Source organism: Saccharopolyspora sp. NPDC045941 (genome assembly GCF_056431445.1).
On the sequence record NZ_JBWKKU010000016.1, the window covers coordinates 136,891 to 151,412 of the forward strand.

A 14,522-nucleotide genomic window follows, 5' to 3' on the forward strand; every position below is an offset into this window, starting at 1 on the left:
CTGGTCCGGGTAGGGGTGTGCGGCACCCGCACCGCTGGCCGATCACCGCGGCCGGGCGCTTTGCAGGTCTGGTGGGGGAATGCGCCGATCAGCAGCGCATTCTGGTCATCTCGGGGTCGAACACGGGGTCAGCGACGACCGTCGCCGGATATCGCTGGTCGAAGTAGGCCACCCGCACGGGGGTGCCCGGATCGGACAGCTCGGCGGGCAGCCACGCGTAGGCGAGGCTCGCTCCGACGCTGTGCCCATAGCCGGCGCTCGTCGTGAAGCCGACGGGGGCGTCGTCGGCGAACACCGGCTCGGATCCCATCAACACGGTGCCGTCGTCGATCCTCAGACAGCACAACCGCCGCCGCGGGGCCTGCTCCCGGCGCCGCAGTAACGCGTCCCGCCCGATGAACTCGCCCTTGTCGGCCTTCACCGCGAAGGCCAGGCCCGCTTCATCGGGATCGTGCAAGCTCCACATATCCGCCCCCCAGGCCCGGTATCCCTTCTCCAGGCGCAGTCCGTTGAACGCGCCGCGGCCGCCGGGGAAGATCCCGTGCTCGGCGCCGGCGGCGGCCAGCAGGTCCCACAGCCGCCTGCCGAACTCCGCCGAGGTGTACAGCTCCCAGCCGAGTTCGCCCACATAGGACAGTCGCAGCGCGAGCACCGGCACCTCGCCGACGAACAGCCGCTTCGCGCGGAAGAACCGGAAGGCCTCGCGCGAGACGTCCCGGTCGGCCAGCGCCGCGAGCACGTCCCGGGCCCGCGGCCCCCACAGGCCGATGCAGCAGGTGCCGCCGGTGATGTCGCGGACCTGGACCGTCTCGTCGGCGTGGCGGCGCAGCCAGGCGATGTCGCGCGGGCCGTTGCAGCCGACCTGGAAGGCGTCCCGCGCCAGCCGGGCGACCGTGATGTCGGCCCGGATGCCCGCGGTGGGCTCCAGCATCAGCGTGTAGGTGACGTAGCCGGGCGGCCGGTCGAGCTGGTTGGTGGTCAGCCGTTGCAGCAGGTCCAGGGCGCCGCGACCGGTGACTTCCGCGCGGGGAAGGGAAGTCATGTCGTACATCGCTGCTCGCTCACGGGTGGCCTGGTGTTCGGCGCCGACGATCGGGGACCAGTAGCGTCCCGCCCACGGCCCAGGCTCGGCGATGTCGCGGCCGTCGACCAGGGACTTGTTGCTCTCGTACCAGTGCGGTCGCTCCCAGCCGTTCGCCTCGAGGAACACCGCGCCGAGCTCGCGCTGCCGTTCGTGGAACGGGCTGGTGCGCAGCGGGCGCGGGTGCTCCGGCGGCTGCTGCGGGTGGATGATGTCGTAGACCTCGCGGAAGCTCTGCGCGCCGCGTTCGCCCACATAGGACGGACTGTGCGCGAAGTCCTCGAAGCGGCGGAGATCGGCCTGCCGCAGGTCGATGCCGGGCACCTCGCCGGCCAGCCACTGCGCCATCGCCCGGCCGACCCCGGCGGCGTGGGTGATCCAGACGGCCTCGGCGACCCAGAAGTTGCCGACCTCGTTGGACGGGCCGAGCACCGGCATTCCGTCGGCGGTGAACAGGAACAGGCCGTTCATGCCCTCGGCGATCTCGGTGCGGCGCAGCGCGGGCAGCAGCTCGCAGGCGTCCGCCCACGGCCCGGCGAAGTCCTCGGGCGTGAACGGCTGCACCGACGCCATGCCCTTCCAGCCGCCGCCCTCCGACGGCGCCTCGGCGCCCGCGCCCGGCGCGGCGGTGGGCAGCAGGTCGTCGCTGCGCACCGGGATCGCGCGGTGCTGGTAGGAGCCGATGCCGTAGCGGTCGTGGATCTGCCGGAAGTACATGGAGCTGTCCTGGTGCCGCAGGATCGGCTGCCGGATCTCGCCGTCGCCCGGCTCCAGGCCCGGCACCGGGCTGGTCACGGCGTACTGGTGCGCCAGCGGCTGCACCGGGATCGACACCCCGGCCAGCCGGCCGACCTTCGGGCCCCAGATCCCCGCGCAGCACAACACGGTCTGCACCGCGACGTCGCCGTTCGAGGTGTGCGCGGTGCGGACCCGCCCGTCCCGCACGTCGAAGCCGATCACCTCGGTGCCCTCGGCGAACCGCACGCCGAGCCGCTTCGCCTCGCGCGCCATCGCTTCCGCCGCGCGGACCGGCTTGGCGATGCCGTCGGTCGGCACGTGCAGGCCGCCGTGGATGCGCGCCGGGTCGATCTGCGGGATGCGGTCGTGCACCTGCCGCGGATCGAGCAGCTCGCCCCGGATGCCCCACGCGGTGGCCAAGCCGAGCTTGCGCTGGAGATCCGCCCAGCGCTCCGGCGTCGTCGCGACCTCGATGCCGCCGACCTGGTGGAAGCACGGCAGCCCGTCGAGTTCCAGCCCGGCGTAGCAGCGGACGGTGTCGGCGGCCAGCCGGCTCATCGTCTCGGACGGGTTGGTCTGGAAGACGAGGCCGGGCGCGTGGGAACTGGATCCACCGGTGGCGAACAGCGGTCCCTGCTCCACCACGAGGACATCGGTGATCCCGAGGCGCGCCAGGTGGTATGCGGTGCTGCACCCGACGATGCCGGCCCCGACGACGAGGACTTGGGTGCTCGAATCCATCGCTGCCGCCTTGTTGCGTCTACGACAACTCTCCGCGTGTATCGCAACAGTGCGCTTCGACCGAGGGCCGCGTCAAGGACGCGCGCGACTCAAATTTCGGCACCGGCCGACCGAGGGCCGGAGACGGCCCGGAGACCACGCGCGGTGGCCCCGCCGCGTCCGTCCGGGCGACGGCGACCCCGAACGGATCAACGGGATCCGCTCCGGATCAACGCGGATCCCGTTGCCGGCAAACGAGATCCCCAGGATCTCGATCAGGTGCACCTGGCGTCGTGCCCGGGTCCGGCCGCAATTTCAATGGAAATCGGATCTTCGATTTCCATTGAAATTGCGGTCAGATCAGCCGGCGGATGGCCTGCTCGAAGTGGTCGACGTGCGCGACCGCGATGCGGTCCGCGCGGTCGGCGTCCGCGGCGATCACCGCCTTGAGCAGTTCCGCGTGCTCCTCGACGTGCTCGGAGACGTCCGGCAGCCGGTCGAAGAACAGGTGCCAGATCCGCAGCGCCAGGTTGTAGTACTGGCCGAGGGTGCCTTCGAGGTAGCGGTTGTGGGTGCAGTGGTAGATCGTGCGGTGCACCCGCGAGTCGACGTCCATGATCACCGCCTGCCCGCCGCCGAGGCCATCGGCCAGCACCCGCAGCTCGTCGAGCTCGGACCGCTCCGCCTCGGTCGCGCGCTCGGCGGCGCGGCGGGCGGCATGCCCTTCCAGGCGGCGGCGCACGTCGGCGATCAGCGCGTGGTCGGTGATGTTGACCTCGGTGACGAAGCTGCCGCGGCGCGGGTAGATCGCCACCAGCGACTCGGCCTCCAGCCGCTTGACGGCCTCCCGGAACGGAGTGCGGCCGATGCCGAGCTCGGTGGTCAGCGGCTCCTCCTGCACCGGTGCGCCGGGCGGCAGCCGCAGGGTCAGGATCAGGTCGCGCAGCGTCAGGTACGCGCGCTCGGCCTGGGAGAGCGGGTCGCCGGATCGGGAATTGACGGCTGCGGGCACGTCTCGTAGCCTACCCGAAAGACTGATATATCAGTTGTCGATGTCTTCTACTCATTCCATTTCACCTAGTAGAACCTGCTTCTGCGGGAGGCTGCGGTGTCACGTCCTCTGCTTCCAGAGCCGCCGCCGCGGCTGTGGCGCACCCCGGAACCCAAGCGGCACTACGAGGTGGTGATCGTCGGTTCCGGCGGCCACGGCCTGGCGACCGCCTACTACCTGGCGCGCAACCACGGCATCACCGACGTCGCGGTGCTCGAGCGCGGCTGGCTGGCCGGCGGCAACATGGCGCGCAACACCACGATCATCCGCTCCAACTACCTCTTCGACGCCAGCGCGGCGCTCTACAACCACGCGCTGGACCTGTGGGAGCAGCTGCCCGCCGAGCTGGAGTACGACTTCCTGCTCAGCCAGCGCGGCGTGCTCAACCTCGCGCACACCGAGCAGGAGGTCCGGGACTCCCGGCGGCGGGTGTTCGCCAACCGGCTCAACGGGGTCGACGCGGAATGGGTGGAGCCGGCCGAGATCGCGGAGCTGTGCCCGGTCCTGAACCTCTCCGCCGGCATCCGGTACCCGGTGCTGGGCGCGACGCTGCAGCGGCGCGGCGGGATCGCCAAGCACGACCACGTGGCGTGGGCGTTCGCCCGCAAGGCCGACGAGCTGGGCGTGGACCTGATCCAGGGTTGCGAGGTAACGGGATTCGAGACCGACGGCGACCGGGTGACCGGCGTGCGGACGTCGCTCGGCCCGATCGGCGCGGGTCGCGTGGCGCTCGCGGCGGCCGGCCGGACGTCGCTGCTGACCGACACGCTCGGCCTGCGCCTGCCGCTGCAGAGCCACCCGCTGCAGGCGCTGGTGTCGGAGCTGCTGGAGCCGATCCACCCGTGCGTCGTGATGTCCAACCACGTGCACGTCTACTGCAGCCAGGCCCACAAGGGCGAACTGGTGCTGGGGGCGGGCATCGACTCCTACAACGGTTATGGCCAGCGCGGATCGGTGCACGTGATCGAGCGCCAGATGGCCGCGGCGCTGGAGCTGTTCCCGATCTTCGCGCGGGCGCACGTGATCCGGACCTGGGCGGGCACCGTGGACGTCACGCCGGACGCCTCGCCGATCATCGGGCCGACGCCGTTCGAGAACCTCTTCCTCAACTGCGGCTGGGGAACCGGCGGTTTCAAGGCCACGCCCGGCGTGGGCTGGGCGTACGCGCACACGATCGCCACCGGCAGCCCGCATCCGCTCAACGAGCCGTACGGCCTCGACCGGTTCCGCACCGGAGCCCTGATCGACGAGCACGGAGCGGCAGCCGTCGCCCACTGAGCTCGTGAGCGTTTTGGGCCGCCATGGCAATCCAAAACGCTCACGACCCCGTTTGGAGGCCCTGATGCTTCTGATCCATTGCCCCTGGTGCGGCGACCGGGACGAGACCGAGTTCCACTACGGCGGTCAGGCCCACGTCGACTACCCCGACAGCCCCGCCGACGTCGACGACGCAGCCTGGGCCGAGTACCTGTTCGTGCGCGACAACCCGCGCGGGTTGTTCCACGAGCGCTGGACGCATTCCGCGGGCTGCCGGCGCTGGTTCAACGTCGTCCGCGACACCGCGACCAACGAGATGCACCCGGAGATGCCCGGAAAGGTGGCGCCATGACACGGCTCACTCCTCCTTCCCGCCTGCCGGAGGGTGGTCGCATCGACCGGACCCGAACGCTGCGCTTCACCTTCGACGGCATGGAGTTCGCCGGGCATCCCGGCGACACGCTCGCCTCGGCGCTGCTCGCGAACGGCCGGATCGAGGTGGGCCCGTCGATCTACCGGGACCGCCCGCGCGGCATCGTCACCGCCGACTGCACCGAACCGAACGCGCTGGTGCAGGTGCTCGACGGCGGCCCGGAGCCGCTGGTGCCCGCGACGCGGCTGGAGCTCTACGACGGCTTGCAGGTCGCGAGCCTCTCGGGCATCGGCTGGCTCAGCAACGCGCCGGATCCCACCGTCTACGACAAGAAGTACGTGCACGCCGACGTCGTCGTGGTCGGTGCCGGTCCCGCCGGGATCGCTGCCGCGCTGGCGGCGGGGCGCAGCGGCGCCCGGGTGGTGCTGGTGGAGCAGGGCCGCGAGCTCGGCGGGAAGCTGCTGGACGGCGGCGAGCGCATCGATGGCCGGCCCGCCGTCGAGTGGATCTCCCGCGCGGCAAGGGAATTCGTCGACCTGCCCGAGGTGCGGGTGCTGACCCGCGCCACCGCCGTGGGCCACTACGACCACAACTACCTGCTCATCGCCGAGCGCCGCGGCAACCGCCAGCGGCTGTGGCACGTGCGCGCCCAGCGGGTGGTGCTGGCCACCGGTGCGCACGAGCGGCCGATGGTCTTCGCCGACAACGACCGGCCCGGCATCATGCTCGCCTCGGCGGTGCGCAGCTACATCAAGCGCTTCGCGGTGCTGCCGGGCCAGGAGGCCGTCGTGGTCACGACGTCCGACAGCGCTTACCAAGCGGCGCTCGACCTGGCCGCCGCGGGCGCGCGCGTCCGTGCGGTCGTCGACACGCGGCCCGAACCGCCGCAACGGCTCGTCGAGCAGGCCCGGTCGATCGGCGCCCAGGTGTTCACCGGCTCCGCCGTCGTCGGTACGGCCGGGGACCGGCGGGTGTCGTCCGCGCGGATCGCCGAGATCGACGGTGCGGGACTGATCGCCGGTCCGCCGGTGGACGTCGGTTGTGACCTGCTGGCGGTGTGCGGCGGCTGGAGCCCGGCCGTGCACCTGTTCAGCCAGGCGGGCGGCGCGGTGCGCTGGGACCAGCTGGTGGCCGGGTTCGTGCCGGCGCAGAAACCCGGGCTGCCCAAGGTGATCGGGGCCGCGCGCGGCACCTACGACCTCGCCGGCTGCCTCGCCCAGGGCCTGTCGGCCGGCGCCGGGGCGGCGACCGCGAGCGGCTTCCGGACCGCCGCGCCGCCCGTCCCGCCGGTGACCGGCGACCGGCCGGTCGCGCAGCCGCGCCCGCTGTGGCTGGTGCCCGGCGAGTCCGGCGACCCGGCGCGGTGGACGGACCACTTCGTCGACCTGCAACGGGATTCCACGGTCGCCGACGTGTGGCGCGCGGTCGGTGCCGGGATGCGCTCGGTCGAGCACGTCAAGCGCTACACCACGATCGGCACCGGCAGCGACCAGGGCAAGAACTCCGCCGTGAACGCCATCGGCGTGATCGCCGACGCGCTGCTGGCCGAATCGCCGGGCGAGGTGGGCACCACGACGTTCCGGCCGCCCTACGTGCCGGTGTCGTTCGCGCTGCTGGCCGGGCGAGACCGGGGCGTGCTGCACGACCCGGTGCGGACCACGCCGATGCACTCCTGGCACGTGGCGCACGGCGCGGAGTTCGAGAACGTCGGCCAGTGGAAGCGGCCCTGGTACTACCCGCGCCCCGGCGAGGACATGGCCGCGGCGGTGCGGCGCGAATGCCTGGCGGCGCGCACCGGGGTGGCGATGCAGGACGCGACGACGCTGGGCAAGATCGAGATCGTCGGGCCGGACGCGCCGGAGTTCCTGAACCGGATCTACACCAACGCCTTCGCCAAGCTCCCGGTCGGCAAGGCCCGCTACGGCGTCATGTGCACCGCGGACGGCATGGTCTTCGACGACGGCGTCTCGATGCGGCTGGCCGAGGACCGCTACCTGATGAGCACCACGACCGGCAACGCCGCGGCGGTGCTGGAGTGGCTGGAGGAGTGGCTGCAGACCGAGTGGCCGCACCTGGCGGTGCACTGCACCTCGGTCACCGAGCAGTGGGCGACGGTGGCGGTGGTCGGCCCGGACTCGCGGGAGGTCGTCGCGCGCGTGGCGCCCGACCTGGACGTCTCGGCGGAGGCGTTCGGGTTCATGGAGTTCCGGGAAACCGTCCTGGGCAAGGGGATTCCGGCGCGGATCAGCCGGATCTCGTTCTCCGGCGAGCTGGCGTTCGAGGTCAGCGTCGCCTCCTGGTACGGCCTGGCGGTGTGGGAGGCGGTGCACGAGGCGGGCCGGGACTTCGGCATCACGCCCTACGGCACCGAGACGATGCACGTGCTGCGGGCGGAGAAGGGGTTCCTGATCGTCGGGCAGGACACCGATGGCACCGTCACCCCGCACGACCTCGGCATGGACTGGGTGGTGTCGAAGCGCAAGGACTTCATCGGCAGGCGCTCGTTCGCCCGCCCGGACACCGCGCGAACCGACCGCAAGCAGCTGGTCGGGCTGCTGCCGCTGGACCCGGCGGAGCTCTTGCCGGAGGGCGCGCACCTGGTCGAGCCCGGCACCCCGCTGGAGCCGCCGGTGCCGATGCTCGGGCACGTCACGTCCAGCTACCGCAGCGCGATCCTGGAACGGACGTTCGCGATGGCGTTGGTGCGCAACGGGAGTCAGCGGATCGGCGAGGTGCTGGACGTGCCGCTCGACGGCCGGTCGATCCCGGTCGAGGTGACCAAGCCGCTGTTCTACGACGTCGAAGGAGCCCGCCGTGACGGTCGCTAGCCCCGCACAGGTCGACACGCTGTCCCTGCGCCGCAGCCCGCTCGCCGACCGCGCGGCTGAGTTCGCCGCGATCGGTACCGATCGGTTGCGGCTGGCGGAGGAACCGTTCCTGACCCAGGTGAACCTGCGGGTGCACCCGGGCAGCCCGGCGGTGGCGCGCGTCGAGCACGCGCTGGATCTCGCGCTGCCGCACCACGAACCGAACCTCGTCTCGGGCGACGAGAACGCCGCGGCCCTCTGGCTCGGCCCGGACGAGTGGCTCCTGGTGGCCCCGGACGGCCGCGCGGCCGAGCTGGGCGCCTCGGTCCGCGGCGCGCTCGCGGACTCGCTGGGATCCACAGTGGACGTGTCCGCGAACCGCACGGCGCTGCGCCTGTCCGGCCCGCTGTCCCGCGAGGTCCTGGAGAAGATCTGCTCCCTGGACCTGCACCCGAGGTTCTTCACCCCGGGCCGCTGCGCCCAGACCCTGCTGGGCAGAACCCAGGCGATCCTCTGGCAGCTGACCCCGGAACCGGCCTACCGGATCCTCGTCCGCAACTCCTTCGCCGACTACCTGGCGGACCTGCTCCTGGACGCGGTGCAGGAGTTCACCGCCTCCTGATCGCGGTTGTGAAGCGAACGGCCCGTTCGCCTCGATTGGCGGAGTGAACGGTCCGTTCACCTCACCGCTCTGGATGCCGCCGGACCGGGGTTCGTCAGGGCCGTGATGAGGCGGCGGCGGTGGGTGGCGAACTGCTTGGGGCTGTTCATCGCGAACACCGCGATCGTCCGGCCGCCGCGCTGGTAGGTCGCGACGAACCGGCGGGCCTTCAGCGAGCCGTCCACCACCGTGATCCGGTCCTTCGGCCCGGCGTACCCGGCGAACTGCAGCGTCGAACCGTACTGCTGCGACCAGAAGTGCGGCACCCCGGTGTAGGCCGCCGCGGTGCGCCCGGCGAGCAGGTTGCGCACCGCGACCGGCGGCTGGTTCATCGCCGTCGACCAGTGATCGCTGCGCACCGTGTGCGACCGGTGCGCCGGCTGGTAGCGCGCGATGTCGCCGACCGCCACCACGTTCGGCAGCGCGGTCACGCACCCGGAGTCGGTCACGACGCCGTCGCGGAGCTTCAGCCCCGACCCGCGCAGCCACCGGGTGGCGGGCTCCGCGCCGACCTCGACGACCACCACGTCGGCCGGGATCACCCGGCCGTCGGCGAGCTCCACGCCGGTGACCCGGTCGTCGGCGAGCACGCGCTGGGCGGGCGTTCCGCACCGCACGCGAACCCCGTGGTCCTCGTGCTGCGCGAAGCACAGCGGCGCCAGCTCGATGCCCAGGGTGCGCGCCAGCGGCAGGTGCTGGGCGTCGACGAGGGTCACCTCCGCGCCCAGGGACCGGCAGGTCGAGGCGATCTCGGTGCCGATCAGCCCGCCGCCGACGACCACCACCCGAGCGCCGGCGTGGATCTCCTCGCGCAGCGCCATCGCGTCGTCGACGGTCCGCAGCCGGTGGCTGCCGGCGGCTTCGGCGCTGCCCGGCAGGCTCCGCCGGGCGGATCCGGTGGCCAGCACGACGCCGTCGGCGCGGACCTCGCTGCCGTCGGCGAGCACCACGGCGCCGCGCCGGGAGTCCAGCCGCGCCGCCGGGACGCCCAGCCGCCACTCGGCGGCGAGGTCGGCCTCCTCCTGCTCGTTGCCCAGCGCGAGTTCTTCCGGTTGCAGCTTCCCGGCCAGGAATTCCTTGGACAGCGGCGGCCGGTCGTAGGGCCGGTGCGGTTCCGCTCCGACGATCACCAGCCGCCCGTCGAAGCCCTGTTCGCGCAGCTCCTGCGCGGACCGCCAGCCCGCCACCGACGAGCCGACGACGACCACCGTGTTCATGCCTCGATCACGGCCGGTGGGGCGGCCGCGGTGAGTGACAACAAGCCGACCTCCGTTGCACAATGAGGAACAGAGCGTAGTATTCGCAACAAATCTGACCCTTTTGTTGCGACAACGTCAAGAGGGACAACGGATGGTTCCGGGATGTGCACCTCGAACGGATACGGTTGACCGGTGGGTAGCGCAGCTGAAGCACGCGGAAGGAGTTCTGGCGCTCTGGTGCAGTCCGTCGACCGGGCCGTGACCGTCTTGGAACTGCTGGCGCGCAACGGGGAAGCCGGCATCACCGAGATCGCCGGGGAGCTGGGAGTGCACAAGTCGACGGCTTCCCGGCTGGTGAGCGTGCTGGAAGCCCGGGGCCTGGTGGAACAGCTGGGGGAGCGCGGCAAGTACGCGATCGGCTTCGGCATCGTGCGGCTGGCGGGCGCGGCGACCGAGCGGATGGACCTGCCCCGGCTGGGCCGGCCGTTCTGCGAGTCGCTGGCCGCCGACCTGGGCGAGACGGTCAACATCGCGATCCGGGACAACGACGTCGCCATCAACATCAGCCAGGCCCGCGGCACGGCGGCCGTCACGGCGCACAACTGGGTCGGCCAGCGCACCCCGCTGCACGCCACGTCCAGCGGCAAGGTCCTGCTGGCGCACGCGCCGCGGGAGGACCAGGACGAGGTGCTCGTCCGGCCGCTGGAGCGCTACACGACCAGAACGGTCACCAACGCCGGCGAGCTGCGCAAGGACTTCGAGCTGATCGTCCGCGACGGATACGCGACGAGCTACGAAGAACTGGAACTCGGGCTCAACGCGGCGGCGGTCGCCGTCTACAACCACGAGGGCGACGTGATCGCGGCGCTGAGCGCCTCAGGCCCGTCGTACCGCTTCTCCCGCAAGCGGATGCGCGAGGTCGTCGGCGCGATGCGCATCGCGGCCAAGGAACTCTCCTCGCAGCTCGGCTTCCTGACGTAGCAGCGGCCACAACCAGGAAAAGGACATTCAAGTCGGGGATCCCGGAGCCGAGGCGGCCTCTGAGGTTCTGCTACCCGCGCCGCTACGCAAAATGACCCAAATGTCAATTTAGTCGCGGGAGAGCCACAGCTCTTCCAGGTCTAGTTGGTGCATGACGCGGCGCAGCACTTCGTCGTCGATGCGGCGGTCGTCGCGGAACTGCACGAACACCGCCCGCTCCGCGGCCAGCATCTCGCCGCGCAGGCGGCGGTACGCCGCCGTCGGGCTCTCGCCGACTTCGTCGGCGGACCGGCCCAGCCGCTCCCACGCCTGGTTGCTGCGCTGCTGCGCGGCGCGGCGCAGCCGCTCGGCCACGTCGCCTGGCGGCTCCGCTTCCGCGGTGAGCTCGTCGAGCCGCTCCTGCGCGGCGCGGGCGGCGTTGTGCTGCGCTTCGGCTTCGGCGAGCGCGTCGGTGTAGTCCTCGGTGCCCCGCACGCCGAGGAATCCGATGAGCCAGGGCAGCGTGGTGCCGTGCAGCAGCAGCGTCGCCAGCGTCACGAAGAAGGTCAGGAACAGGACCTCGTCGCGGTGCGGGAACGGATCCCCGGCCAGCGTGGCGGTGGGGATCGCGGAGGCGGCGGCCAGCGACACCACGCCCCGCATCCCCGCCCACGACACGATCACCTTGTGCCGCCAGTCCGGGCTGCGCCGCCGGAGGAGTTCCGGCAGGTACATCACGAGGAACACCCACGCGCCGCGGGCGAGCACCATCCCGGCGGTGAGGGCGAGACCGGCGACGACCAGCAGCCCGAAGCCCGTCGACACGCTTTCCAGGACGCTGCGCAGTTGCAGGCCGATCAGCGCGAACACGACCGCTTCCAGCAGCGTGTCCGCCGCGTTCCACACCGCCCGGTCCTGCAGCCGCGTCGCGGCGCTGCCGGACGGCGCGAGGTGCCCCAGGTACAGCCCGGCCACCACGACGGCCAGCACCCCGGAGGCGTGCACCTCCTCGGCGACCAGGTATGCGAAGAACGGCACGATCAGCCCGACCGCGCTTTCCAGCATGTCGTCGCGCAGCAGCCGCCGGACGCGGTGCACGACCCAGCCGATGGCGTAGCCGATCACCACGCCGCCGACCGCGGCCAGCAGGAACATGCCGACCCCGGCCAGCAGCGAGTAGCCGGTGCCGATCGCGGCGGCCACGGCCACCCGGTAGGCGGTCAGCGCGGTGGCGTCGTTGACCAGGCTCTCGCCGCTGAGCACGGTCATGATCTTGCGCGGGAGCCCCAGCCGGCGGCCGATCGAGGTGGCCGCGACCGCGTCCGGCGGCGCGATGACGGCGCCCAGCACCAGCGCCACGCTCAGCGGCATGCCCGGCACCAGCCACCACGCGAGCACCCCGGCGACGGCGGTGCTGAACAGCACCAGCCCGAACGCGAGCAGCCCGATCGGCCGCAGATTGGCGCGGATCCCGATGGTGGAGCTGTTCAGCGCGGCCGAGTACAGCAGCGGCGGCAGGATCACCAGCAGCACCAGGTCGGGATCGATCGTGTAGTCCGGCACGCCGGGGATCGACGACACGGCGAGGCCCACCACGACCAGCGCCAGCGGCGCGGAGATCCCGGTCCGGCGGGAAACGGCGGTCACGGCGAGCGCCCCGGCGAGCAGGGCCATCAACGCGGGTAGGTCGTGCATGCTGTCTCCGGTCGAGGCGTCTGCGGAATCCGCAGCCGGTGGCTTACGTTCGACAGCACATTGTCGTTCGAGCCGCTGACGCCGCGCTCGGCACCTGGAGGTTCTGATGAGTTGTGCGCACTTGCAGGCGGCGGCGGAGCTCGCGCCGACCCCTAGCCGCGAGGACGGTTGCGAGGACTGCCTCGCCGCCGGCCAGCACGTTTGGGCGCACCTGCGGATCTGCACGCAGTGCGGGCACGTGGGGTGCTGCGACTCCAGCCCCAACCGGCACGCCACCGCCCACTTCCACGGGACGGCCCACCCGGTGGTGCGCTCCTTCGAGCCGGGCGAGTCCTGGACCTGGTGCTACGTGGACGAACGGCTCGGCTGAGCCCCGCTCGTGAGCGGTGACTCCGGTTCTTACCGGAACCCATCGCTCACGAGCGGCCTGCGCAGCGGATCAGCCCTCCCCGGCGGCCTTCTCGGCGGTCTCGCCCTTGCCGAGCCTGCTGTGCCTCCTGCTGAACACGAAGTAGACGACCAGGCCGATCAGCATCCAGACGCCGAACCGGATCCACGTCCAGCCGACCAGGTTGAGCATCAGGTACAGGCAGGCCGCCGCGGCCAGGATCGGGATCACCGGCACCCACGGCACCCGGAAGGCCCGCGGCAGGTCCGGCCGGGTGCGGCGCAGCACCAGGACGCCGATGGACACCAGCACGAACGCGAACAGGGTGCCGATGTTGGTCATCTCGGCGAGCACGTTGATCGGCGTCAGCGAGGCGATGGCCGCCACCACGATCCCGGTGATCACGGTGATCCGGTACGGCGTGCGGAACTTCGGGTGCACCTTGGCGAACCACACCGGCAGCAGGCCGTCCCGGCTCATCGCGAACCCGACCCGGGCCTGCCCCAGCATCAGGATCAGGATCACCGTGGTCAGGCCGGCGATCGCGCCGAGCGAGACGAGTCCGGCCGCCCACGGCGCGCCGATCGCCTGGAACGCGGTGGCCATCGGCGCCGCGGTGTCCAGCTGGTCGTACTTGACGACGCCGGTCATCACCAGCGACACCAGCACGTACAGGATCGAGCAGACGGCCAGCGAACCGAGGATGCCGATCGGCATGTCGCGCTGCGGCTTGCGGGTCTCCTCCGCGCCGCTGGCGACGATGTCGAAGCCGATGTAGGCGAAGAACACCAGCGCCGCGCCCGCCACCAGGCCGCTCAGCCCGAACGACCCGGTCTGCCCGAAGAACGCGTTGACCAGCGGTTCGTCCAGCGGCGCCGCGACGGCGCCGGGCTCCGGCGGCTGGTGCGGCGGGATGAACGGGGTCCAGTTGGACGCCTTGATGAAGAACGCGCCGAAGATGATGAAGAACAGCACCACGACGAGCTTGATCGCCACGACCACGTTGGTCACCGCGGCGCTGAGCCGGATGCCGACCACCAGGACGACGGTGAGGATCAGGGCGATGATCGCGGCGGGCAGGTTCACCACGCCGCCGGCGCCCGGGGCGGCGGTCAGTGCCGCAGGCAACCCCAGGCCGATCGTGTCGAGTGCCGCGACGAAGTACCTGGACCAACCGACGGACACGGTGGACGCGCCGAGGATGAATTCCAGCATCAGGTCCCAGCCGATGATCCAGGCCAGGAATTCGCCCATCGACGCGTAGGAGAACGTGTACGCCGAGCCGGCCACCGGCACGACCGACGCGAACTCGGCGTAGCAGAGCGCGGCCAGGCCGCACGCGATTCCGGAGAAGACGAACGATATCGCGATGCCGGGCCCGGCATCGGTGGCCGCGGCGACGCCGGTCAGCACGAAGATGCCGGTGCCGATGATCGCGCCGATGCCGATGCCCAGCAGATCGACCGCGCGCAGCACGCGGCGCAGGCGAAATTCCGGGGCCTCGGCATCCCGGATGGATTGTTCGACCGATTTGACACGCATGATTGACATGGGTGGCCCTCCTCACCCAGGTGCCGGGCGGGCCCTCGGCC

At 71.5% G+C, this 14,522-nt stretch carries 11 protein-coding genes; 6 read left to right on the forward strand and 5 right to left on the reverse strand.

Going from position 1 to position 14,522, the window contains the following annotated elements; all coding sequences use genetic code 11:
- Positions 1-88: 88 nt before the first annotated feature.
- Both AC07FN_RS15640 and AC07FN_RS15645 read right to left on the reverse strand, forming a co-directional pair.
- Positions 89-2,560 (reverse strand): GcvT family protein, encoded by a 2,472-nt coding sequence (locus AC07FN_RS15640; protein ID WP_478396244.1) that lies wholly within the window; start codon positions 2,558-2,560, stop codon positions 89-91.
- Positions 2,561-2,894: 334 nt separating this feature from the next.
- Entirely contained in the window at positions 2,895-3,551 is a 657-nt protein-coding gene (locus tag AC07FN_RS15645; RefSeq protein WP_478396245.1) for a GntR family transcriptional regulator, read from the reverse strand.
- Positions 3,552-3,647: 96 nt separating this feature from the next.
- On the opposite strand from AC07FN_RS15645, the gene AC07FN_RS15650 reads away from it, so the two are divergent.
- The 4 genes from AC07FN_RS15650 (at position 3,648) to AC07FN_RS15665 (ending at position 8,649) form a co-directional block, all read left to right on the forward strand.
- Positions 3,648-4,868, forward strand: a complete 1,221-nt coding sequence (locus tag AC07FN_RS15650; protein WP_478396246.1) for a sarcosine oxidase subunit beta family protein — start codon at positions 3,648-3,650, stop codon at positions 4,866-4,868.
- A gap of 64 nt (positions 4,869-4,932) precedes the next feature.
- Positions 4,933-5,199 carry a sarcosine oxidase subunit delta gene (locus AC07FN_RS15655; protein ID WP_132483390.1) on the forward strand — a complete coding sequence of 89 codons (267 nt, stop codon included), beginning with the start codon at positions 4,933-4,935 and terminating at the stop codon, positions 5,197-5,199.
- Positions 5,196-8,048, forward strand: coding sequence for a 2Fe-2S iron-sulfur cluster-binding protein (locus tag AC07FN_RS15660; protein ID WP_478396247.1), 2,853 nt, complete (start codon positions 5,196-5,198; stop codon positions 8,046-8,048). Before AC07FN_RS15655 ends, AC07FN_RS15660 begins: the two co-directional genes overlap by 4 nt.
- Complete coding sequence (locus AC07FN_RS15665; protein ID WP_478396248.1) at positions 8,035-8,649, forward strand: sarcosine oxidase subunit gamma; 615 nt, start codon at positions 8,035-8,037, stop codon at positions 8,647-8,649. The genes AC07FN_RS15660 and AC07FN_RS15665 overlap by 14 nt, the downstream gene beginning before the upstream one ends.
- 56 nt (positions 8,650-8,705) lie before the next feature.
- On the opposite strand, the gene AC07FN_RS15670 is transcribed toward AC07FN_RS15665, so the two are convergent.
- A complete protein-coding gene (locus AC07FN_RS15670) occupies positions 8,706-9,905 on the reverse strand; it encodes an NAD(P)/FAD-dependent oxidoreductase (RefSeq protein WP_478396249.1) in 1,200 nt (399 codons plus the stop codon).
- A 219-nt stretch (positions 9,906-10,124) separates the two neighbouring features.
- Between AC07FN_RS15670 and AC07FN_RS15675 the strand changes: the two genes are divergently transcribed.
- Positions 10,125-10,868, forward strand: coding sequence for an IclR family transcriptional regulator (locus tag AC07FN_RS15675; RefSeq protein ID WP_132483400.1), 744 nt, complete (start codon positions 10,125-10,127; stop codon positions 10,866-10,868).
- A 108-nt stretch (positions 10,869-10,976) separates the two neighbouring features.
- Here AC07FN_RS15675 and AC07FN_RS15680 read toward each other — a convergent pair whose 3' ends face one another.
- Positions 10,977-12,542 (reverse strand): Na+/H+ antiporter, encoded by a 1,566-nt coding sequence (locus AC07FN_RS15680; protein WP_478396250.1) that lies wholly within the window; start codon positions 12,540-12,542, stop codon positions 10,977-10,979.
- A gap of 106 nt (positions 12,543-12,648) precedes the next feature.
- On the opposite strand from AC07FN_RS15680, the gene AC07FN_RS15685 reads away from it, so the two are divergent.
- The gene (locus AC07FN_RS15685) at positions 12,649-12,912 is read left to right on the forward strand and encodes a UBP-type zinc finger domain-containing protein (protein WP_478396251.1); all 264 of its coding nucleotides are present in this window, start codon (positions 12,649-12,651) and stop codon (positions 12,910-12,912) included.
- Between the two features lie 69 nt (positions 12,913-12,981).
- On the opposite strand, the gene AC07FN_RS15690 is transcribed toward AC07FN_RS15685, so the two are convergent.
- On the reverse strand, positions 12,982-14,481 hold the full coding sequence (locus AC07FN_RS15690) for an amino acid permease (protein WP_478396252.1): 1,500 nt from the start codon (positions 14,479-14,481) through the stop codon (positions 12,982-12,984).
- Positions 14,482-14,522: the final 41 nt, after the last annotated feature.

Excerpts from the sequence above, each read along its gene's own strand:
- AC07FN_RS15655 (WP_132483390.1), top strand. The coding sequence starts at position 4,933 with ATGCTTCTGATCCATTGCCCCTGGTGCGGCGACCGGGACGAGACCGAG.
- AC07FN_RS15670 (WP_478396249.1), bottom strand. The coding sequence starts at position 9,905 with ATGAACACGGTGGTCGTCGTCGGCTCGTCGGTGGCGGGCTGGCGGTCC.
- AC07FN_RS15640 (WP_478396244.1), bottom strand. The coding sequence starts at position 2,560 with ATGGATTCGAGCACCCAAGTCCTCGTCGTCGGGGCCGGCATCGTCGGG.
- AC07FN_RS15660 (WP_478396247.1), top strand. The coding sequence starts at position 5,196 with ATGACACGGCTCACTCCTCCTTCCCGCCTGCCGGAGGGTGGTCGCATC.
- AC07FN_RS15680 (WP_478396250.1), bottom strand. The coding sequence starts at position 12,542 with ATGCACGACCTACCCGCGTTGATGGCCCTGCTCGCCGGGGCGCTCGCC.
- AC07FN_RS15685 (WP_478396251.1), top strand. The coding sequence starts at position 12,649 with ATGAGTTGTGCGCACTTGCAGGCGGCGGCGGAGCTCGCGCCGACCCCT.
- AC07FN_RS15690 (WP_478396252.1), bottom strand. The coding sequence starts at position 14,481 with ATGTCAATCATGCGTGTCAAATCGGTCGAACAATCCATCCGGGATGCC.